Below are 19,753 nucleotides of genomic sequence, written 5' to 3' on the forward strand. Positions count from 1 at the left end.
GTCCACGTCCAGGAACTCCACAGTTCCCGCACGCAGGCCTTCGCTGCGGCGGTGCCGCGGCCGGGGGCGAAGTCGCGCAGGTCCACGCCTGGGCGGCGGCCATCATCTCGATGCCGAGCACGCCGCAGGCGTTCTCGACGATCTGCGCGTTCTTCAGCGCCGTGTTCATACCCATCGAGACGAAATCCTCCTGGTCAGCGGCGGCCGGGATCGAGGCCACCGAGGCCGGCGTGCAGAGCATGCGCTGTTCGACGATGAGGCTGTCGGCCGTGTACTGGCTGAGCATCATGCCGCTGAACATGCCGGCACCCTTGGTCAGGAAGGCGGTAGGCCGGCGCTGAGCGCCGGATTGAGCAGCCGGTTGAGGCGCCGTTCGGACAGCACGCTGACCATGGTGATGGCCTGGCCGGCCATCTCCATCGGCAGCGACACGGGCGACCCCTGGAAATTGGCGCCGGTCTGCGTGACGCCGGTCTCCGGGAAGAAGATGGGGTTGTCGCGTCTCGACCTGGGCGCGGGCGAACGCGACCGCGTCGTGCGCGGCGCCGATCACCTGCGGCGTCGAGCGCATCGAGTAGGCGTCCTGCACGCGCGTCTTCACCTTGCCGGTGGCCAGGTCGCTGCCCTCGATGCAGCGGCGGATGGCCGCTGCGCTGCGAATGGCGCCGCGGAACCCGCGCACCACGTGCAGCGGCGCCTGGTAGGGCTTGAGGTTGGCCAGCAGCGCCTCCAGCGACATCGCCGCAGCGATCTCGGCCTGCTTCAGCCAGCGCTCCATGTCGTGGATATGCAGCGCGCTCATCGCCGTCAGCAGGTTCGAACCGTTGATGGTCGCCAGGCCATCGCGCGCCTCAGGCCAGGCACGGCGATGCCGGCGCGCTTCAGCGCCTCGGCGCCGGGCAGCGGCTCGCCCTGGTACCAGGCCTGGCCCTCGCCCATCAGCAGCAGCGCGATCTGCGACATCGGCGCCAGGTCGCCGCAAGCACCGACCGAGCCCTTCTGGCAGACGTACGGCGTGACGCCGCGGTTGAGCATCTCCAGCAGGCAGAGCGTGATCTCCCGGGACGGCAGCCGGAGCGGCCGTGCGCATGCACGTTGATGCGGCCGGCCATGGCGCCGCGCACGTACTCGGCCGGCGCGGGCTCGCCGATGCCGGCGGCGTGGTTGTAGATCAGGTAGCGCTGGAAGTCGCGCACCTGGTCGTCGTCGAGAATGATCTCGCTGAACTCGCCGATGCCGGTATTGATGCCGTACATGACCTCGCGCGCCTCGATCTTGCGCTCGACCAGCGCGCGGCAGGCCTTGATGCGGCTCGGGCGCCTCGGGCGCCAGTTCGACGGCTTCGCCGTCGCGGGCGATGCGTGAGAGGATCTCGATAGTCAGGTGGCGGCCGTCCAGCACGATCGACATGGGAGTCCCTCCGGGTGGGAACGGGTCGGTTTGTCCCCTCCAAGGTGGAGCCGTCCGGCGAACTTGTCCAGCCGCTACCGGCGGTGTAAGATGGGGAGTCGAATGGTCCCCCTAGGCCCGCGGAGCTGGAGAAACCATGGCCAAGAGAGCGCTGATCACCGGGATCACCGGACAGGACGGGTCGTATCTGGCGGAACTACTGCTGGCGCAGGGCTACGAGGTCTGGGGGATGGTCCGCCGCTCCAGCACGGAGACCTCCCAACGCATCGACCATATCAAGGACCGCATCTCGTTCCTGCAGGCCGACCTGCTGGACCAGGCCTCGCTGACCAAGGCCATGGAGGCGGCCGCCCCGGACGAGATCTACAACCTGGCGGCCCAGTCCTTCGTGCCCCTGGCTGGGCCCAGCCGACCTGACCGGCCAGTTCACCGGGCTGGGCGTCTCGCGGCTGCTGGAAGCCCCTGCGGCAGGTCGCCCCGAAGGCACGCTTCTACCAGGCCAGCAGCAGCGAGATGTTCGGCAAGGTGCGCGAGGTGCCGCAGACCGAGCTGACGCCCTTCCACCCCCGCAGTCCGTACGCCGTGGCCCAAGACCTACGGCCACCACATCACCGTCAACTACCGCGAGAGCTACGGCCTGTTCGCCGTCTCGGGCATCCTCTTCAACCACGAGAGTCCGCGCCGCGGCCTCGAGTTCGTCACGCGCAAGATCTCGCACGGCGTAGCCGCCATCCGGGCCGGCCGCGCCACCGGAGCTGCTGCTGGGCAACCTCGACGCGCAGCGCGACTGGGGCTACGCCGGCGACTACGTGCGTGCCATGTGGCAGATGATGCAGCAGGAAGAGCCCGACGATTTCGTCGTCGCCACGGGCGAGAACCATTCGGTGCGGGAATTCGTCGAGATCGCGTTCGCGCACGCCGGCCTGGACTGGGAGCAGTACGTGCGGCAGGACGAGCGCTTCCTGCGCCCGGCCGAGGTGGACCACCTGCGCGGCGACGCCGCGAAGGCAAAGGCGGGTCCTGGGCTGGGAGCCGACCGTCAGTTTCCCCGAACTGGTGCGCATGATGGTCGACGCCGACCTGGCGCTGCTGGGCGCCTGACCGAACCGGCCGGCGCGCGCTACGGCTCGAACTGGTACCCGGCCGTGACGCCGAAGGCCATCAGGACGCTGGCCAGCATCACCGGCTGTCGAGCATGATGTAGTGCCCGGTCTTCCCGAACCGCTTGAAGCTCAGCGAGCGCGCCTGGTCGAAGCCGTAGGTGGATAGCCTCGGCTGCGTCTGCTCCGGGTCGGGAAACATCAACTCGCTGCCGATCACCAGCAGGGGCGCCGACAGCGTCGACAACCGCGGGGTCAGGTCGAAGTCGAAGCTCGACATCAGCAGGGACACGAACGTCGGCGCGTGCGTGCGCAGGGCCATGTCCAGGATGTGCTCCGCGATCTCGTCGTCCGGGCTCATCAGCGCATAGTGCCTTCCGACGAAGCCGTCGTAGTCCTCGACCAGCTGTCGTCCCACGTCCAGCTTCTGCTCCGCTGCGGCCAGTTGGCGCGGCGCCGTGTCGACGAGGATCAGGCGGTGGACTTCGTTCGGGTGGTCCAGCGTGTACTGCAGGGCGATCATGCCGCCCATGCCATGACCGACCAGCGTCGGGTACGTCAGGCCGCTGGTCCGCAGGAACTGGCCCAGGCGTTCGGCCTCCGACTCCACGGTCGGGTCCATCACCGGTTGCGTCTTGCCATGTCCCGCCAATTCGAAGTTGCCGACCTTGAAGGTGCCCATGAGGTAGGGGACCAGACCGTCCCATTCGCTGGCTGCCCCGCCCAGGCCGTGGATGAGCACCATCTCGAAGCGGGGGTCGGTCCCGGTCTTCAGCTGCGGCAGTCGCCCCCTGGGTGCCAGGGGCGGCGGCGGGTTGTTCGCCGATTGGGCGGCACCCGGGGCAGCGTCCAGCAGACCGGCCAGGAACAGGGCGATGACGGCGGCTACCAGCAGAGGCAGCCGGCGCGCGGTACGCGGGTTCATGCGGGTTCCTTTCGCGGCGTGGCCGAAACCGTGTATACATCGCCGTCACGGGCCTGTTCCACCGGCCCGGCGAACTGCCGTCCGACCAGCGCCGACAGGTCCAGCGCCGCCGCATTGGGGTACTGGTGCGTCAGGACGACACGGCCGGGCGAGGCCGCGGCGCACACGGCACCCGCTTGCGTCGGGTTCAGGTGTCCGGGCACGTCCCACTCGTCGGTGGTCGAGCATTCCAGGACCAACAGGTCGCAGCCAAGTGCCGCTTCGCGCAAGCCTGGGCAGTCGCCCGTGTCGCCGGAGTAGACCAGCGAGCGGCCCGCCGCATCGCGGAACCGCCAGCCCAGGGCCACCTCCGACAGCCGGTCTTGGGCGTGCGAGACGGCGAACGGCGCGGCGCTGGCACCGCCTTCGCCCAAGGGCAGGACGTCGCCCGGCCGCACCTCGGTCACGTCGAGCCGGCGCTTGCGCGGGTGGAGCCATGATCCGTAGATGCCCCGCAGCTGATCCAGCAGGCGGGCCAGCCCGGGCGGGCCGAACAGGCGCAAGGGCGCTTCGCTGGCCGGCAGCGGCGAGTGCAGGGCGAACAGGAGAGCCACCAGGTCGCCGCTGTGGTCCGGGTGCAGGTGCGACAGCAGGACGGTCTCGATGGCGTCGACGCCGCCGGGCGCGTCGCCGCAGCGCACCAGGCGCACCAGCGCGCCGGGGCCCGGGTCCATGAGCAGGCTGGTCCCGTCGACCGTCACCCAGTAGGCCGCCGGCGTGTGCGTGGGGGTGGGCACGGCGCCGCCGGCACCCAGGATGCGGATGCGGATCATGGCGCCAATGCAACAGCAAACCGGCGGTGCGTCAAGCCGCCGATCGCGCGGCGGCCGCGGCCCGGGCGGCGGCGGGAATCTCCGGCCCGGCCCGGTGTAAGAGGAGCCCGAAGCTGGACAGCCCCCGGGAGGGTCCTTATCATGCGGCGGACCCCCGGAAACGGACTCTTGGACCGCGGATCCCCGTTTGTGGATCCGGACCGGCCGCGGACGCGGCCCAGAGGAATCCCATGACCCTGCGTCGGCGACCTCCGCTCGCGATTGCTGGCCGGCTGGCCGCGTTGAGCCTGCTGGCGGCGTGGGGCGTTGCCGCGCCGCCCGCCTCGGCGCAGGCCCCGGCCCGTATCGACACCCTGGCCGACGGCACCCGGTCGTTCCACTACGACGACCAGCAGGTGTCGGCCGAAGAGAAGATCGCGCTGCTGAACGCCAAGCTGGTGAAGAACCCTGCCGACGGGCGCTCGTGGAACGACCTGGGCGTACTGCTGGCAGGCAAGGAGGACTATCCGGCGGCCCGCGACGCCTTCATCCGCGCGGTCCAGTGCGAACGGACGAACGGCGACTACCACCGCAACCTGGGCCTGGTATTCTCGCGCCTGGACATGCACGACATGGCCGTGGCCGAACTTGGCGAGTACCGGAGGTTCGACCAGTTCGGCGGACTCGACTACTGGCGGCTGATCGGCAGCGCCCAGCGCAAGGCCGGCCAGGCCGACGATGCGCGTCGCACCTACCGCGAGGGATTGGCGGAGCTTCAGCCGCCGGTCGGCGAGACCTTTCGCGTCGTGCAGTCGCTGTTCGAACTGGAGACCGAAGCGGCGGACGAGCAGGCGGTGCGCGACCTGCTGGCCGAGCAGACGCCGGCTGCGCGCGCCTTCCTGGACGGCTTGAAGGAGAAGGAGCAGCCCGAGGCCGAGGACGGCTGGCGCGAAGCCTCCGCGGTGGTGAACCACCGTGTGGGGCTGCTGGTGGACGACGGCAAGCTGCTGGAGCAGTCGGGTCTGGACGCCGAAGCCGTGGCGCTCTACCAGGAAGCCTACCGGCTGACGCCCGAGCGTCCGGACGTGCTGCCACGCCTGGTCGACGTCTTCCTGAAGCTGGGGCGCGCCGACGAGGCCACCGCGGCCGCGGTGCAGGCGCAGACCGATCACCCGGGGTGGACCGGAACGTGGATCGCCACAGGCAAGGTCCATGAGAAGGAGAACCGCCTGCAGGAGGCGCTGGACGCCTACAGTCGGGCCTGGGAGATCGAGAAGCCGAGGATCTGCGCGTGGCCATCGGCAACCTCCACATCCGGCTGGGCAACGATGACCAGGCCGCCGAATGGCTGCGCGCCGGTGTCACCCCCGACACCAAGCCCGAGGTGGTCTACAACTATGCGGTGAGCCTGATGCGCGGCGGCGAAGTGGCTGGCGGCGATCCCGCCGCTGCGCACGGTCACGCGCGAGCGCCCCGAGATGCCGCAGGCCTGGATGGCGCTGGCGCAGTGCCTGCAGGCCAGCGGCCGCCACGCCGAGGCCGTCGAGCCGTTCGAGCAGGCCCTGCTCCTGCAGCCGGACGCCAAGACCGCGTTCCTGCTGGCCAGCGCGGCGCAGAAAGCCGGCAATGCGGAGAAGGCCGTCGAGGCCTACCTGCAGGCGCTGGCCCTCGACCCAAAGTACGTCAAGGCGCAGTACAACCTGGCCCTGGCCTACATGGACCTGAAGAAGTACGACGAGGCCGTGGTCGCGTTCGATGGCCTGATCAGTCTGGAAGGGCCCACATACCGGGCCCACAACAACCAGGGGCTGTCGTACTTCTATCTGGGCAAGTACGACCAGGCGCTCGAGGGTTTCGAGACGGCGCTCGATCTCGAGAAGTCCGCAGCGGTGATGAACAACATCGGCATGACCCTGGACAAGCTGGGCAACAAGAAGGAAGCGGTCGCCTGGTACCAGAAAGCGAAGGACTTCGAACGTGGCCAGAAGAAGTAGCCCGGGCGTGCCGGCCGCCGTCGTGCTGGTTCTAGGGCTTGCCGCCGGGCTGGCCGGCGCGCTGCCGGCCGCGGCCCAGCTGCACGCCAGCCAGTTGCCGCCGCTGACGTTTGAGGGGCCGTACCCGCGCGCCTCGGAGCCGCTGATCGGGAGGGTGGGCTTTCCCGACCACCTGCACGAGTACCACTGGGGCGGCTGGACGCCCGAGACCGGGCCGGACGGCCAGCCGGTCGGCCCGGGCTCGCTGTGCCAGGCGCGCCAGCCGCTGCCGCGTGAGGGGCTGGTCATCGAGCCGGATACCAAGCGCTGCGGGCCCTGGGTCCTGCATCACCACCCCGGCTATGCCGACTGCGACATGCTGCCGTGCGTCGAGTTGCTGGAGTGGGCGCGCGCGCGGATGTGGAATCTGGTGGGCTTCGCCGCGCGCGACACGCTGCACATCGAGAACCCGAACTCGTCGGCGCACTACCTGGAGTTGACGGGACAGGGCGTGTGGCGGCTCTATCAGCTGGACGGCAACCGCGCGGTGATCGAGCCGTTTGCCGTCCTGCTGGCCCGCAACCTGGACGGCCACGGCGCCTTCATGCTGGCCATCGACTGGATCCTCCGGCAGAACCTGCCCCAGCCGCTGCCGCTATGGCTGCACCAGGGGCTGGTCGAGTACCTGGGTGAGGACGGCATCCACCTGGCCGACTACATGGCCGAATTCCGCGCGAAGGGACCGGTCCTGATGGGGCCGGCCGAGATCGACGCCGTCCTGGCGGCGCCGCTGGACCCGGACCAGGGGCGCGACCGCGAGCTGTTCCGCAAGGCCTGCTACAACGCCTTCCTGATGACGTGGCAGCTGGTGGAGTACGAGGGCGGCATGCACGCCCTGCGGGACTTCCTGGGGCAGGCTGCAGCCGGAATCCCCCTCGACCAGGCCGCGCGCACCGTGTACGGTCAGGACCTGGCGGGGCTGGCCGACTTCCTGGATCCGCTGGTGGGCGGCGAGCCGGCCGGCGGCCTGGTCTTCAACGCCAACCCGCACCGCCAGCCGTAGGCACCACCGAACGACAAGGAACCACGACGCCATGAATGCGCCTGCCGCGCCGCGTGTCCGCTTCGCCCCCAGCCCCACCGGCCACCTGCACGTGGGTGGGGCCCGCACCGCCCTGTTCAACTGGCTGTACGCCCGCAGCCAGGGCGGCACCTTCATCCTGCGCATCGAGGACACCGACCAGGAGCGCAGCACCGAGGCCTCCTACGCGGCCATCCTGCGGGGCATGGAGTGGCTGGGCCTCGAGTGGGACGAGGGGCCCGGCAAGGGCGGCCCCTGCGGCCCGTACCTGCAGTCCGAGCGGCTGGACACCTACCGCGACCACCTGCGGCAGCTGGCCGACCAGGGCAGGGCCTACCGCTGCTTCTGCACGGGCGCCGACCTGGAGGCGCGCGAGAAGGCCGTCACCGAGGCGGGCGGGCAGTGGGAGGGCTACGACGGCAAGTGCCGCGCGTTGTCGGCGGACGCGTCCGCGACGCTGGCCGCCGCGGGCACGCCGCACGCCTGGCGCCTGCACACGCCGGCCGAGGGCGTCACCTTCTGGTACGACCTGGTGGTGGGCAAGCGCGAGTTCCAGAACGCGGTGCTGGTGGACCGCGTGATCGTCAAGGCCGACGGCTTCCCCACCTACCAGTTCGCCTGCGTGGTGGACGACCAGCTGATGGGCATCACGCACGTGCTGCGCGGCGACGACCACGTGAGCAACACGCCGTTCCAGATCCTGATCTACGACGCCTTCGGTTGGACGCCGCCGAAGTTCGGGCACCTGCCGATGATCCTGGGCCCGGACCGCAAGCGCCTGAGCAAGCGCCACGGCGCCACCAGCGTCGAGGAGTTTTCGACGATGGGCATCCTGCCCGCGGCCATGGTCAACTACCTGGCGCTGCTGGGCTGGTCGATCGGCGCCGGCGGCGACGAGGTGCTGGAGACCGCGGCGCTGGTCAAAAAGTTCAGCCTCAAGAAAATCAACAGCGCGCCGGCGGCTTTCGACTACGACAAGCTGGCGCACATCAACGGCGAGCACATCAAGCGGCTGTCGCCGGAGCAGCGGCTGTCGCTGGCGCGGCCGATCATCGCCGGGCGCGGCTGGGCCTGGGACGCGGCCTGGCTGGTGGCGGGTGCTGACAGCGCGGACGCGTACCTGGCGCGCGTGCTGGCCACCCTCGGCAACCGGTTCAGCAGCCTGGTGACCCTGCCCGAGCGCGTGGGCTTCTTCTACGGCGAGGACTACCCGCGCGAGCAGGCCGACTGGGACGAGCACGTGGCCCCGGCCGCGGCCCGCGAGCGGCTGGCGGCCCTGGCCACGGAGCTGGAGGCGGCGCTGCCGGCCGGTCAGGCGCACGCGGCCGCCGCGTTCGAGCAGGTGGTGCGCGCCACGGCCGACAAGCTGGGCGTGCCGGCCGGCGACCTGATCCACCCCTGCCGGGTGGCGCTGACCGGGCAGTCGCGCAGCGCGGGCATCTTCGAGGTGATGGAGCTGGTGGGCGCGCCGCGCGTGCTGGCGCGGTTGCGGCGGGCGGCAACGGGCTAGGAGGCGGGCCGCGAAGAAAGAAGCCGGCATCCTCGGGCGCTACCTGCTGGTCTGGGCCGTGACGCTGGTGGCCCTGCTGCTGGCCGCGCTGGCGCTGCCCGGCTTCTCCCTGGATCGCTCGCATCCGCACTGGTGGCTGGGCGTTCTGGTGCTCCCGCTCTGGTTGTCGCTCCTGCTGCTGGTGATGCGGCCGCTGCTGCTGCTGCTGACCCTGCCCCTGAACAGCCTGACCCTGGGCCTGCCCACGCTGTTCTTCAACGGCCTGATCCTGTGGACCAGTTCGCTGGGCTCGTGGACGCTGGTGATCGACGGCTTCGACCAGGCGCTGCTGGGCTCGTTCATCATCACCGCCGTCTCGGCCGCGCTGACCGGCTGGCTGGGCGTGGATGAGGCCTACCCGTTCTACCAGTCGCTGCTGTACCGAATCGGCCGCCGCTTCGGACCGCGTAGCGAGCGCCCGCCCGCGCGCGGGCTGCTGATCCTGCAGGTGGACGGCCTGTCGCGCGCCAGCCTGCGCCGCGCCCTGGCGCGCGGCCGCATGCCGGCGGTCTCGGCGATGCTGGCCCGCGGCACGCACAGGCTGAACGTGTGGCACTGCGGCATCCCCTCGAATACGCCGGCGGTGCAGGCCGGCTTCTTCTACGGCGACCGCGACAACGTGCCGGGCTACCGTTGGTACGACCGCCGCGAGCAGCGCTTGCGCGTGGTCAGCCAGCCGGACGACCTGCGGCGCCTGGAGCGCATGGTGGCCGTCGGCAACCGGCCGCTGCTGGAGGGCGGCAGCTGCATCAACACGTTCATGTCCGGCGGGGCGGCCAAGCGGCTGATGGCGGTCAGCGCGCTGGGTGAGCGCTCGGCGCCGCGCCGCCTGGGGGAGAACGCCGACTTCAACCTCTTCTTCCTGAGCCCCACGGACCTGACCAAGGCCGTGCTGGCGGCCGCCTGGGACTTCCTGGCCGGCTTCGCCTTCGCGATGGCGGGTCGCTTCGACCGCGTGCGGCCGCGGCTGCGCTACACACCGCGGCGCGCGGCCCAGCGCGCGGTGGCCAACGCGTTCCTGCGCGAGGTGTCGTTCTTCTGGCTGAAGCAGGACATGGTGCGCGGGGTGCCGGTGATCTACTCGAACTTCGTCGGCTATGACGAGGTGGCGCACCACTCGGGCCCCGACACGGTCGAGGCGCAGCTGACGCTGTCGGCCTTCGACCGCAAGCTGCGCATCCTGGGCCGGCGCGCGCGACGCCGCGCGCCCATCCGCTACGACATCATGCTGCTGTCGGACCACGGGCAGACGCCCAGCGTGCCGTTCCGGCTGCTCTACGGGCAGACGCTGGAGGAGATGCTGGCAGGCCTGCTGGCCGGCGATGCCGCGGACGGTCCCGTCGTGCGGCGCGCGTTCAGTCCGGACACGAGCTACACGCTGTCGTTGCTGGCGGGGCTGGAGGAAGTCGACGAGCGGCAGCTGGGCTGGCTGGCGCGGCGCAGCCGAAGCGCGCTGTCGCGCCTGGCCCACGCTCGGCCCGGCGAAGCGGACGAGGCGGGCGGCGCGGGCGGCGCGCCCGTGGTGGTCTGCGTGTCGGGCTCGTTGGCGCACATCTACTTCACCGGCAACCGCGACCCGCAGTTCCTGGAGGACGTGATTGCACTGTACCCGGGCCTGGTCGAGAGCCTGGCCCGCCACCCGGGCATCGGCTTCGTGGCGGCGCGCCGCCGCTTCGGCGACGCGATGGCCATCTGCGACGACGGCATCCGCAACCTGCTGACCGGCCAGCGCTCGGGCAGCCGCGACCCGCTGGCTCCGTACGCGCGGCGCGAGCTATGGGCCGGCGAGCTGGCGCGCCTGGTCGGCTACCCCGACACGGGCGACCTGGTGGTCAACGGCGCCTGGCTGCCCGACTGGCGCGGCGGCGGCGGGCGCATTGTGGTCATGGAGGACCAGGCCAGGCTCGCACGGCGGGCTGGGCGGGCGCCAGACCGAGCCCTTCGTGGTGCTGCCCACCGCGTGGCACGTCGGCAGGGGAGGACCTGACATCGCCCGAGGCCCTGCACCGGCTGGTCAGCCGCGAGCTGGAGCGGTACCGCCAGGCCGGGCCGGGCGGCGGGGCCGCGGGGCGGGGGCGGCGCTGAGCGGCGGGGTTCCTTATCCGCTTGCGCCGGCGCAAGTTCGGGGGCCGCGCGCGTGGCCGACCGGGAACCAGGATACGGATTGCGGCGTATCATCCCCTTCTTGCCTTCGCGGAAGGCGGACCGTATATTGGCGCGTCGATTGCCCGGTCGTCCAATGGCAGGACAGCTGACTCTGGATCAGTCGATGGGGGTTCGAGTCCTCCCCGGGCAACCACACTTGCCAATGATTTCGGGCCGGAATATATTCCGGGTCGCCGAATTTAGTGGCCCCTTCGTCTAGTGGCCTAGGACGCCGCCCTCTCACGGCGGTAACACGGGTTCGAGTCCCGTAGGGGCTACCAGTTCGCCCAGTGTACGAACCTCAGGGAACTGGGGTAGGCGGTACCAGACCTCGAAAGTACACCGGTCGCGCACGAGCACCTTCTCCACCAACAGGCGGAGAAGGTGCTTCTTTTGTGGGGCTGGAATAGCGCCGACCACGCCGCTCAGATTGGTCAGTATTTCGTTCAGGAAGTCAGCCCGGATGGCCGGTAGGTCCAGGGCGGCCCGCTGCTCACGCAGGCTGGCAAGCTGCTCGTCGAACTGCTTCATCTGGGCGGTCAGTTCCGCGACCCGTAGACTGCAGTCCGCCGGTGCCATGGTGCCAGCCTCGAAGGCGGCGAAGTATCGGTCCAGGGCTCCCTGGGCCTTCGCCCGCTGCCGGTCCATCTGCTTGATCTCCGCTTCGAGCTGGGGCGCGCTCGCTGCCAGCTGGGCCTGAGCAGACTGCCAGACTTCCTCCAGCAGCGCCTCGTCCCGGAAGACCTTCTGGATTTCATCCAAGATCAGCGGCTCGATCAAATCGGTCCGAACGTAGTCCTGGTCGCACTCCTTGGACTCGAGCCGCTTGGTGCAGGCGTAGTAGGAGTGCTTCTGGCCCTTCTTGTTGCCGCTGACGCCAACCATGCCGGACCGGCAGCGGCCGCAGCGGATCAGGCCGGTGAGCAGCCTCTCGTCCTGGTGATGCCACCGCTTGCCGGTTGGCTCCTCAGACCGGGAGTCGAGGATTTGCTTGGCGGCTGCGAATGTACTTTCAGCAATGATCGGCGGGTGCGGGCTCGCGAACTCCTGCTTCTGCCAACGGAAGCGGCCGACATACATCGGATTCCTGAGGATTTGGAGCACGCTCTTGCGGCTGAACTTGCGACCGCGGCGTGTGCGGAAGCCCTCCCTGTTCAGCCGTTGGGCGATGGCGCTCGATCCCTCTTTGCCTTCGATATAGAGTTCGAAGACCTTCCTAACTATCGGAGCATCGTTCTCGTCAATCTGCAGTCCGGCCTTTGAGTCGAAACTGTAGCCGATGGGGATGCAGCCGCCTGGCCACTGACCCAATTCAGCCTTCTTGAACATACCTTTTTTAATTCTGTCGATGATGATGTCGTGTTCGTACTCTCCGACTGCTCCGTGGATTGCAAAGACCAGTTTTCCGGAAGGACCTTCGTCTTCGACGTTTTCCCTATCGCTCAGGTATTTGATGCCCAATCGCTTGAGTTCATCAATCAGGAGTCGCAGTTCCCCGCCGTTCCTCGTGAGCCGGTCAATCGCCAAGAAGGCCAAGTGAGTGAAGCAGCCAGATCGTGCGTCTGCGAGCATCTGCTGCAGCCCAGGACGATTCATGTTCGTGCCGGTAGCGGAGTCCTCATAGATTCGGTACTTGGTCCATTCGTCACCGAACTTCTTGTCGCACAGCAATTGGAGAGCGCCAACCTGAGCACTAAGGGTGAACTGCTGTATCTTTTCGCTGCACGTGCTCTTGCGGATGTACCAGGCCACGATCGGCATGTCGGTTCGCGCCACTGGAGACATGCCGGGGCCGCTCCTGCGGTCCATCGGTGAATCCAATTTTCGAGTGCCGCTGCTCATCTGGATGACATCCGCCTAGTCTCGACTGCTCGGTTGCAGTGCGCCATCGGGGTTGCCGCCGTCGCCCTTCGTCTCGGCGTTCTGCTCCATCTGCTCGACGCCCAGCGCCAGCAGGTCGTTCAGCCGGTGAAGCTGGCGGACCAGTTCGGGCAACGTGACCTCGTAGTACTGCCTTCCCATCCGGGACTCGAAGAACTGGGCGCTCATCGTCACGCCTCCGCCTTCGCCGCGGCCTTGGGCTCGACGAGCTTGAAGAAGACAGGGCCCGAGATCGCGTAGCCCGTGATGTGTCGGGCGACCGCCGTCAGGCTGCCGAAGGTCTGGCCGTCGAACTGGTAGCCGGCCGCGGTGACCTTGATGGTATGGTCCTGGCCCTTGAAGCTGCGCTTGAGCGTCGTGCCGACCGCGGGAGCGTTCGGGTCGCGGGGGCGGGCAGTGGGCTTGGCCTGGACCGCACGCTCGGCGGCGGGCTTCTGAAGCGGCTTGGCAGCCGGCTTCTTCGACTTGCTGGTCTGCGACTTCTTGCTGGTCGTCTTCTTTGTCGCCATGGTCGTTCCTCCTGGTTCTAGAGCCCGTAACTCGTGGCGAGCGCTTCGCTGTCGGCCAGTGGCGCAGCGGCGATGCACTCGAGTGCGATCCTGACCTCGACGTCGAACTGAGAGCGGGAGAGGCCATCGAGGCAGCCATGTTCGATTCGCATCCAGCCCTCGACGTGGCGGGGATCGGCGGCTCCCACCCGGCCGTTGCGGGCCATGGTCTCCCTGATCATCTGCGAGTAGAGGTTCACAGCTGACTCCCTCCGGCCGTGCGTCCGGCGTTGTAGGCAGCGACGAGCGCTTCGCGGATTGACCAGACGGCCAGCTCGTGGAAGTCGAGTGCGTCGCTGTTGCGGGTCTCGAGGGTGTCGAGGTGGAGAATCCGGCGTGCGATCTCAGCGATGGCCTGCTCGGCTGCAGTGTCCGGCGCCAGGTTGTCGGCGACACCCAAGTGGATCTCTCGCGCGCGGTCGAAGCCGCACCAGACGCCGTTGGCGTCGAGGCCGCGGTTCGCTAGTTCGGCGCGCGCCAGGTTGGCGGAGTCGATGGTGCCGGACTCCATGGCCAGCAGCAGGGCGGTGTGCGCGGTCGAGAACACGTACGCGGGGTTCGTGTCATCGGAGCCCGAAGCAACCTGCTCGCGAACACGTGCGCGCGCTGCATCCGATATTCGGCTGGCGGGCTGTGCTGTCATGTCATCTCCTTTTGCGGCAATGAGTTGCGGCGTTACGACATGACATCTATGCCTCCGGTCGCTGGTCATAGCAAGGGGATAAGACAGATTCTGGCAGCCGTAACTTGGCTCTGGATGGCGGCTTAGCAGATTCAGCACGAAGCTTCAGGTAGCCCGTGGCCAGGATCGCTGCGATCTGGGCCAGATCGTCGCTTTTGCCGTCGGAGCGCTTCACAGGTTCCGCTCCCCGGCATTGGCAGCAGTTCTGGCCAGCGCCGCCAATCGCGCCAGCACAGCGTCCTCGACCGCACGTGCCGCCGCACTCGAGATGGGGTTGAAGTACGGGTACTTGTCCCCGGCATCGGTACGCTTGGTCGGGTAGGTCAGGAACAGCGCGCCGTCGCGCGCGCTCCGCCGGATGGCGATGTTGTCCAGTCGGATGGCGCCCGAGATCACGCAAGAGGCCCAAGCGACCAGGCCATCAGTGCCGTCGTCGACCAAGCGAACCTTGATATCAGTGATCGAGACGCTGGGATTGGTGTCAGGCATCGCCTTGACCTCCATGCTGAGAACAGTCTCTAGACCCGGCCGCGGTGGGGCTGAGGCGGCTCGGAATCTGACCTGCTCGTTGAGCGGCTCGGAATTCGCTGTGATGAAGCTCGGAATGCCGCGCGAAAAGCTGGCAATCACTTGCAAGACAGATAGTTGCGTTCAGTGGGTTGGCTCGGAATAGGTTCAAAATGACCCACCCAGCGGGGCATTCCGAGCCCCGCAAGGGTATATGTTCCGAAGCTCGGAATCTGAGCCTAATCATCGTCGTCACCGCAGACCTGCCGCACGACGACCGACAGCTTCCTGGACTTGCGAGACAGCTCTCCCATCGTCACTTCGAGCACCCCGGCGCGGCAAAGCGTGTCAGCGAGCGCAAGCAAGGCGGTCGCTCGTACGCCGTGGACGGACTTGTATGCGGCCGGGTCCTCGGCGTTGGTGGGGGAGATGGCGTCGAGGCTGTTCCAGGTAGATTGAATCGTGTTCAGGCTGACGCCCGCACCGCAGATGTCGTCCTCGGTCGGCGGGGTGCGCTGCTCGCCGGCAACTTGAAACCCGTGATGCAGCAGCGCCTGGTGAAGCCCGGGATGAGCACGGGCAACAGCAGCAAACTGCTCCCAAGGCCCCGAGACATTCAGCCCGACGCACACCGCACTTTCGCCGTGAGCCTTGATTTCAAAGGTCTTGCTGGCGATTCGCTCGGCATCGCGGAGCTTCACGGCCCGAAACTCGCGCACATGACCCGACTGGACGATGGAGACCATCCAGTCGCAAGCCCCGAGGAGAACCGAGCTGCCCCGGTAGCTGTCGGAGTACTTGGCAGTGTGGTGAGCGACAATGACGCAGGTGCCCATGTCAGCGAGCGCCCGCAGATGCGCGGTCAGCAACGTCATTTCGGACTGCGAGTTCTCGTCATGCCCGGGAATGCTCGCGGAAAGCGTGTCGACAATCAGAAGGACAGGAGGGCGCCCCCGTTGGCGACACAGTTCCAAGATCGCCGCATGGAGCAGCACCCAGGCGGCAGCGTCGGCGAGGTCGTTCTGCTCAAGACAGCACACGAAGTCGTCGCAATATTCGACTCCATGGAAGTCACAGTACGCGCGAATTCGGCTTGCCCAGCTCGCACTGGCTTCGGGAAGGAGCGCGAGACACCATCCCGCTCTCGTGGGCATAAGCTTTTCATCGCCGAATGCGGGCACCTGACGAGAGACGCTTTGGATGAGCTCGTGTAACGCGAATGACTTGCCTTCCCCGGGTTTCCCGATGAGGAAGCCGACACCGAAATCGGGAATCAGGTCGGTGAACAGCCACGATTGCGGCGGCCGGTTTGCAAGATCGGTCATCGAAATGAATCGCGGTCTGAAGGCCGACGATTCCTGCACAATGGGGCCGGGGTCACCAGGCAAGTACGCGGGGCACTCCTCGGGATAGAACTCTGCCCGCGGCAGTTCGCGCGGTTCGTTGGGTGCATACTTGCCTGCGCTCTCAGCGATGGTCTCCAGTTCGGTGTCTTCCAGCGGCGGCCTGCACCGAGCGGCGTTCTCATGGCGAAGGAGGGCCAGAATCTGCCCCTGGTCGAGCCCCTGTCCTCGCCACCTCGAGGCGAGCCTGAACAGCGTATCGTTCCGCTCGCCCTCGACAATTGGGCCCTCCAGCGGCACGGGGCCGTTGCGCTCAGCAGGAGCCGTCGCCGTCAGGAGATCGAGGATGAACTGCGGAACCCCAGGCAGATGGTCCGGCGGTACATCAAGCACGAAGCCGCCGCGCCATTCATACGAGCGATCGCCACGCACCGTTGGCGGCACCATGAGAAAGCCGCCCGCGGCGCGAATGTCGACGTGGTCCGCAATCTTGCTCGCGGAGTTCAGGATCGTGACGCCGGCAGGTGCCTTGAAGTAGAGGTGAAGTCCGCCGCGGGGCGTCTCGACCGAGGGAACGTATGCGAGCGCCATGCGCTGGTCGGGATCGGCGGGGAACGGATTCGGCGATCCGTCGGGCATGGCGTCCAGATCCAGCACCACCATGCCGGTTGTCACGATGCCAAGCCCAGTGGCGCTCGGATGCTGATCGAACAGATGATCCAGTTCATCGTGCTTCGGCGGCGTGCTCTGGAATTGCTTCCATGTGCAAAGTGGCTTCTTGCCGATTGGATCTGCCGGCAGCGGCGTATATCCGAGTTCGAGAAGCCGACGGGCTTCGGCTCGAATCTGCTCGTGAATCGGAGCGACGATGCCGCCGGGGTGGCGAGGTTCCAACGAGTGTTTGGCTGGCAAAGAAGGGGTCGCCACGCGCGCCTCCTGCGATCGGATTCAAGTTCCGAAACCAGGCTGACGCGCTGGTTCCGGTGCAAGCCTCCGTATCGTAGAGAGGGCTCTGCGGCTCGTCTGGGGGGCAAATCTCACTATTTCTTGGAGATTTGCCTTTTCTTAGTCGTTGACGGTCGCTGCCGCCAGGCCGGCGCGCCGGGGGTTAGGAGAAAGGTAGAGAAGAACTCTTCGGCGTGTCGTTGTGTCGGTGTGAGTTTGTCCCTTTCGTGGCGGTGGGCAAACGGGTAGCCGGCTTCGCACATGTACGCACCGATACTGGTCGTCAGTGCCTGTCGGACTACCTCCTCCGGGTTTTCGATGGACGCACCGGGAACACCCGAGTAGTCCAAGAGCTTCTGCACGAACCTCGAGAACGGCCCCCGTCCGGTGCCTACGTCCCGTTGGAGGACATATTTCCAGTACGATGCGAGTGCTCGGACAAGGTCGGTCTTAGCTGATTCCGGCGGCCTGCCTGCCGGGAGTCCACGTTTGAACTGATATTCGTACAAGCCCGAAGCGTAATGCTCGCATTGGTCGAGCGGTTCCAGAATCCAATCGGCAGAATGCCCGCCGGCTCTTTCGAGTGCCCGCAGGGCCGCGCTCAACTTCTTGCTTGCCTTGCGCACCTCCTGCACACGATCCCTCACGTCGCGGACAGTCATGTGCTTGCTGGATTGCACGCGAAATCGCCTGACCAGGTCCTCGATATCCGGCACTGCTGTGGCGGCTCCAGCCAATTTCGCTACCGTCACGCGTTGCCGAGGAGTGAATTCGAAGTCAGTCTTCATCGTCTACTCCCGGTCGAGTAGGTGGCATCCGAGTCGAGTCCGTGCTTGCGACGGGAAGTCATTCTATGCGATAATCAGTCCGTCACAAACCTGCCTTCAATTGCCCTATCAGACCAGCCTCAAATTCGCCTTGGGAGCCCGACCCCGGCCCGTTCCCAAGGAGTCCGACCATGTCCCCCGACCTGCAGATCGAGCGCAAGCCCATCTCCGAACTCATCCCGGCCCCTTACAACCCCCGCGCCATCAGCCAGGACGCCCTGGCCGGCCTTCGCGGCTCCGTCGAACGCTTCGGCCTGGTCGAGCCGGTGGTCTGGAACCGCCGTACCGGCCGCGTCGTCGGCGGCCACCAGCGCCTGAAGGTCCTCCAGCAGATGGGCGCGACCGAGACCCAGGTCGTGGTCGTGGACCTGGACGAGATGGAGGAGAAGGCGCTCAACGTGGCGCTCAATAACCCCGCGATCGCCGGCGAGTTCACCGCGGACATCCACCTGCTGCTGGCCGAAATCAATGCCGCCATGCCTGAGCTCAGCGACTTGCTGCGCTTCGACGACCTGGCCGACCAGACCAAGAAACTGCTGGCGGCGCTTACGCCGACCGACGGGCTGACCGATCCAGACGACGTGCCCGAGGCGCCGGCCGAGCCGATCACCCAGCCGGGTGACCTGTGGATCCTCGGCGGCCACCGGCTCATCTGCGGCGACAGCGGCGATCCCGCGGTGCTCGACCGTCTGATGGACGGACAGCAGGCCAAGCTATATGCGACGGACCCGCCCTACGGCGTGGGGTATGACGGGACAAGTCACCCGCAGAACCAGCGGGACAAGTCCGAGGGCCGTGAGCCCGGCAGCCAGAACCGCAACTGGGGCGACGAGTACTGGGACCACTACGACTCCCCGGCTGCGTTCGAGGGCTTCCTGGAGCGCATCTTCCTGAACGCCAAGACCCGGGTGGCCAAGGACGCCGCCTGGTACTGCTGGCACGCTTCGGCCACCGCGAGCAGCTTCCTGCGCGCCTGGGAGATTGTGGGCATCCGCTACCACCAGACGATCACGTGGGTGAAGCCGGCGTTCGTGCTCGGCTTCGCCATGTGGAACTATCGCACCGAACCCTGCCTGATGGGCTGGCAGCAAGGCAACAAGCCCGAGGCACTGCCGGTGCCGGACGAGCACTCGAACTGCTGGGAGGTCGATTGGGAGGGCAAGGCCCGCTGCACCGACGGCAATCATCCCACCCAGAAGCCGGTCCGCCTGTTCGAACTGCCGATGCTCAAACACACGCGGCCCGGAGACATCTGCCTCGAGACGTTCGCCGGCAGCGGCAGCCAGGTGATCGCGGCCGAGCGTCTGGGCCGCCGGTGTTTCGCCGTGGAGCGCATGCCCGGGTTCTGCGACGTGATCGTCAAGCGGTGGGAACAGTACACGGGGCAGACGGCCATCAGGATCGGCCAGGAGGAAAAGGCGTGAGGGGCCGCCACGGATACGGCCCTGACACGCGCCTGCGGGCCAAGGCGCTGTGGATCGTTGGCAACCTGACCGATGAGCAGATCGCCGCCCAGGTCGGCGTCCAGCGGCCGGAGACGATCGGTGAGTGGCGGCGCGCGGAACAGTGGGACATCGAGCGGGACATCATCCAGCAGGAGACCGAGCGCCGGGTCAGTGCGGCGGTGGCCGAGACCATCTCGGAAATGAACAGCCGGCACCTGAAGGAATTTCAGCTGATGCAGTCCAAGGCGGTGCAGGCGCTGCGGAACCTGGAACCGTCCAAGGCCAGCGAGGCGGCCGCCATGCTGGACGCCGGCATCCGGGGCGAGCGGCTGGTGCGCGGCGAACCCACCGAGGTCAGGGAGGTTCGGGCCCTGATGCAGGCCAACGTGCAGGTGCTCGAATTGGTGGTTGCCGACGTGATCAAGGCGCTCATCGACGGCGGCCGGATGGACAAGCGGATGGCCAAGCAGTTCGCCGACGAGTTTGCCCAGCGGGTCAACCAGGCGCCGTTCCGGTACGTGGTGGGAGCGGGTTCCTAACTGGGGAATTTCCCCCACCTTGAGGCATCATGCAAAGAAACAAGACGATACGTCACAATCGG

17 protein-coding genes, 2 tRNA genes and 3 pseudogenes are annotated in these 19,753 nt (G+C 67.4%); 10 read left to right on the top strand and 12 right to left on the bottom strand.

Annotated features, from left to right (window positions below):
* Positions 1–1,410: pseudogene (locus IPK20_00005) on the bottom strand (aromatic amino acid lyase).
* A 136-nt stretch (positions 1,411–1,546) separates the two neighbouring features.
* Between IPK20_00005 and gmd the strand changes: the two are divergent.
* A pseudogene (gene gmd / locus IPK20_00010) lies at positions 1,547–2,511 on the top strand (GDP-mannose 4,6-dehydratase).
* Positions 2,512–2,589: 78 nt separating this feature from the next.
* Here the strand turns inward: gmd and IPK20_00015 are convergent.
* Positions 2,590–3,435, bottom strand: coding sequence for an alpha/beta hydrolase (locus IPK20_00015; GenBank protein MBK8015219.1), 846 nt, complete (start codon positions 3,433–3,435; stop codon positions 2,590–2,592).
* A complete protein-coding gene (locus tag IPK20_00020) occupies positions 3,432–4,247 on the bottom strand; it encodes a ribonuclease Z (protein MBK8015220.1) in 816 nt (271 codons plus the stop codon). The genes IPK20_00015 and IPK20_00020 overlap by 4 nt, the downstream gene beginning before the upstream one ends.
* A gap of 230 nt (positions 4,248–4,477) precedes the next feature.
* Here IPK20_00020 and IPK20_00025 point away from each other — a divergent pair, with 230 nt between their 5' ends.
* From IPK20_00025 to IPK20_00055, 7 genes are all read left to right on the top strand, one after another.
* A complete protein-coding gene (locus tag IPK20_00025) occupies positions 4,478–5,632 on the top strand; it encodes a tetratricopeptide repeat protein (protein MBK8015221.1) in 1,155 nt (384 codons plus the stop codon).
* Between the two features lie 72 nt (positions 5,633–5,704).
* A complete protein-coding gene (locus tag IPK20_00030) occupies positions 5,705–6,220 on the top strand; it encodes a tetratricopeptide repeat protein (protein MBK8015222.1) in 516 nt (171 codons plus the stop codon).
* Complete coding sequence (locus IPK20_00035; protein MBK8015223.1) at positions 6,204–7,262, top strand: hypothetical protein; 1,059 nt, start codon at positions 6,204–6,206, stop codon at positions 7,260–7,262. Before IPK20_00030 ends, IPK20_00035 begins: the two co-directional genes overlap by 17 nt.
* 31 nt (positions 7,263–7,293) lie before the next feature.
* Positions 7,294–8,790, top strand: a complete 1,497-nt coding sequence (locus IPK20_00040) for a glutamate--tRNA ligase (GenBank protein ID MBK8015224.1) — start codon at positions 7,294–7,296, stop codon at positions 8,788–8,790.
* A 58-nt stretch (positions 8,791–8,848) separates the two neighbouring features.
* Complete coding sequence (locus IPK20_00045) at positions 8,849–10,816, top strand: phage holin family protein (protein ID MBK8015225.1); 1,968 nt, start codon at positions 8,849–8,851, stop codon at positions 10,814–10,816.
* 238 nt (positions 10,817–11,054) lie between these two features.
* Positions 11,055–11,128: transfer RNA gene (locus IPK20_00050), tRNA-Gln, on the top strand.
* Between the two features lie 51 nt (positions 11,129–11,179).
* Positions 11,180–11,255, top strand: a tRNA-Glu gene (locus IPK20_00055).
* On the opposite strand, the gene IPK20_00060 is transcribed toward IPK20_00055, so the two are convergent.
* The 9 genes and pseudogenes from IPK20_00060 to IPK20_00100 form a co-directional block, all read right to left on the bottom strand.
* On the bottom strand, positions 11,215–12,054 hold the full coding sequence (locus IPK20_00060) for a recombinase zinc beta ribbon domain-containing protein (protein MBK8015226.1): 840 nt from the start codon (positions 12,052–12,054) through the stop codon (positions 11,215–11,217). The two genes, IPK20_00055 and IPK20_00060, sit on opposite strands and share 41 nt — an antisense overlap.
* A 219-nt stretch (positions 12,055–12,273) precedes the next feature.
* Positions 12,274–12,816, bottom strand: a pseudogene (locus IPK20_00065) (recombinase family protein).
* A 15-nt stretch (positions 12,817–12,831) separates the two neighbouring features.
* Entirely contained in the window at positions 12,832–13,023 is a 192-nt protein-coding gene (locus IPK20_00070; GenBank protein ID MBK8015227.1) for a hypothetical protein, read from the bottom strand.
* 2 nt (positions 13,024–13,025) lie between these two features.
* Positions 13,026–13,364: a DUF2924 domain-containing protein gene (locus IPK20_00075; protein MBK8015228.1), complete on the bottom strand. Its 339-nt coding sequence runs from the start codon at positions 13,362–13,364 to the stop codon at positions 13,026–13,028.
* 17 nt (positions 13,365–13,381) lie between these two features.
* Positions 13,382–13,603, bottom strand: coding sequence for a hypothetical protein (locus IPK20_00080; protein MBK8015229.1), 222 nt, complete (start codon positions 13,601–13,603; stop codon positions 13,382–13,384).
* Positions 13,600–13,785 (bottom strand): hypothetical protein, encoded by a 186-nt coding sequence (locus IPK20_00085; GenBank protein MBK8015230.1) that lies wholly within the window; start codon positions 13,783–13,785, stop codon positions 13,600–13,602. The genes IPK20_00080 and IPK20_00085 overlap by 4 nt, the downstream gene beginning before the upstream one ends.
* Positions 13,786–14,256: 471 nt before the next feature.
* Positions 14,257–14,721: a septation protein SpoVG family protein gene (locus IPK20_00090; GenBank protein MBK8015231.1), complete on the bottom strand. Its 465-nt coding sequence runs from the start codon at positions 14,719–14,721 to the stop codon at positions 14,257–14,259.
* Positions 14,722–14,831: 110 nt separating this feature from the next.
* Positions 14,832–16,862 (bottom strand): bifunctional DNA primase/polymerase, encoded by a 2,031-nt coding sequence (locus IPK20_00095; protein MBK8015232.1) that lies wholly within the window; start codon positions 16,860–16,862, stop codon positions 14,832–14,834.
* A 113-nt stretch (positions 16,863–16,975) separates the two neighbouring features.
* A complete protein-coding gene (locus tag IPK20_00100) occupies positions 16,976–17,668 on the bottom strand; it encodes a hypothetical protein (protein MBK8015233.1) in 693 nt (230 codons plus the stop codon).
* A gap of 170 nt (positions 17,669–17,838) precedes the next feature.
* Here IPK20_00100 and IPK20_00105 point away from each other — a divergent pair, with 170 nt between their 5' ends.
* Both IPK20_00105 and IPK20_00110 read left to right on the top strand, forming a co-directional pair.
* On the top strand, positions 17,839–19,131 hold the full coding sequence (locus IPK20_00105) for a DNA modification methylase (protein MBK8015234.1): 1,293 nt from the start codon (positions 17,839–17,841) through the stop codon (positions 19,129–19,131).
* A complete protein-coding gene (locus IPK20_00110; GenBank protein ID MBK8015235.1) occupies positions 19,128–19,691 on the top strand; it encodes a hypothetical protein in 564 nt (187 codons plus the stop codon). Before IPK20_00105 ends, IPK20_00110 begins: the two co-directional genes overlap by 4 nt.
* Positions 19,692–19,753 lie beyond the last annotated feature (62 nt).

This window comes from Betaproteobacteria bacterium (assembly GCA_016713305.1).
In the GTDB taxonomy this organism is placed as follows: domain Bacteria; phylum Pseudomonadota; class Gammaproteobacteria; order Burkholderiales.

What these genes read in the sequence shown, in the direction of transcription:
- IPK20_00015 (MBK8015219.1), bottom strand. Translation starts at nt 3,435, where the DNA reads ATGAACCCGCGTACCGCGCGCCGGCTGCCTCTGCTGGTAGCCGCCGTC.
- IPK20_00020 (MBK8015220.1), bottom strand. Translation starts at nt 4,247, where the DNA reads ATGATCCGCATCCGCATCCTGGGTGCCGGCGGCGCCGTGCCCACCCCC.
- IPK20_00025 (MBK8015221.1), top strand. Translation starts at nt 4,478, where the DNA reads ATGACCCTGCGTCGGCGACCTCCGCTCGCGATTGCTGGCCGGCTGGCC.
- IPK20_00030 (MBK8015222.1), top strand. Translation starts at nt 5,705, where the DNA reads ATGCCGCAGGCCTGGATGGCGCTGGCGCAGTGCCTGCAGGCCAGCGGC.
- IPK20_00040 (MBK8015224.1), top strand. Translation starts at nt 7,294, where the DNA reads ATGAATGCGCCTGCCGCGCCGCGTGTCCGCTTCGCCCCCAGCCCCACC.
- IPK20_00060 (MBK8015226.1), bottom strand. Translation starts at nt 12,054, where the DNA reads ATGTATGTCGGCCGCTTCCGTTGGCAGAAGCAGGAGTTCGCGAGCCCG.
- IPK20_00070 (MBK8015227.1), bottom strand. Translation starts at nt 13,023, where the DNA reads ATGAGCGCCCAGTTCTTCGAGTCCCGGATGGGAAGGCAGTACTACGAG.
- IPK20_00075 (MBK8015228.1), bottom strand. Translation starts at nt 13,364, where the DNA reads ATGGCGACAAAGAAGACGACCAGCAAGAAGTCGCAGACCAGCAAGTCG.
- IPK20_00100 (MBK8015233.1), bottom strand. Translation starts at nt 17,668, where the DNA reads ATGAAGACTGACTTCGAATTCACTCCTCGGCAACGCGTGACGGTAGCG.
- IPK20_00105 (MBK8015234.1), top strand. Translation starts at nt 17,839, where the DNA reads ATGTCCCCCGACCTGCAGATCGAGCGCAAGCCCATCTCCGAACTCATC.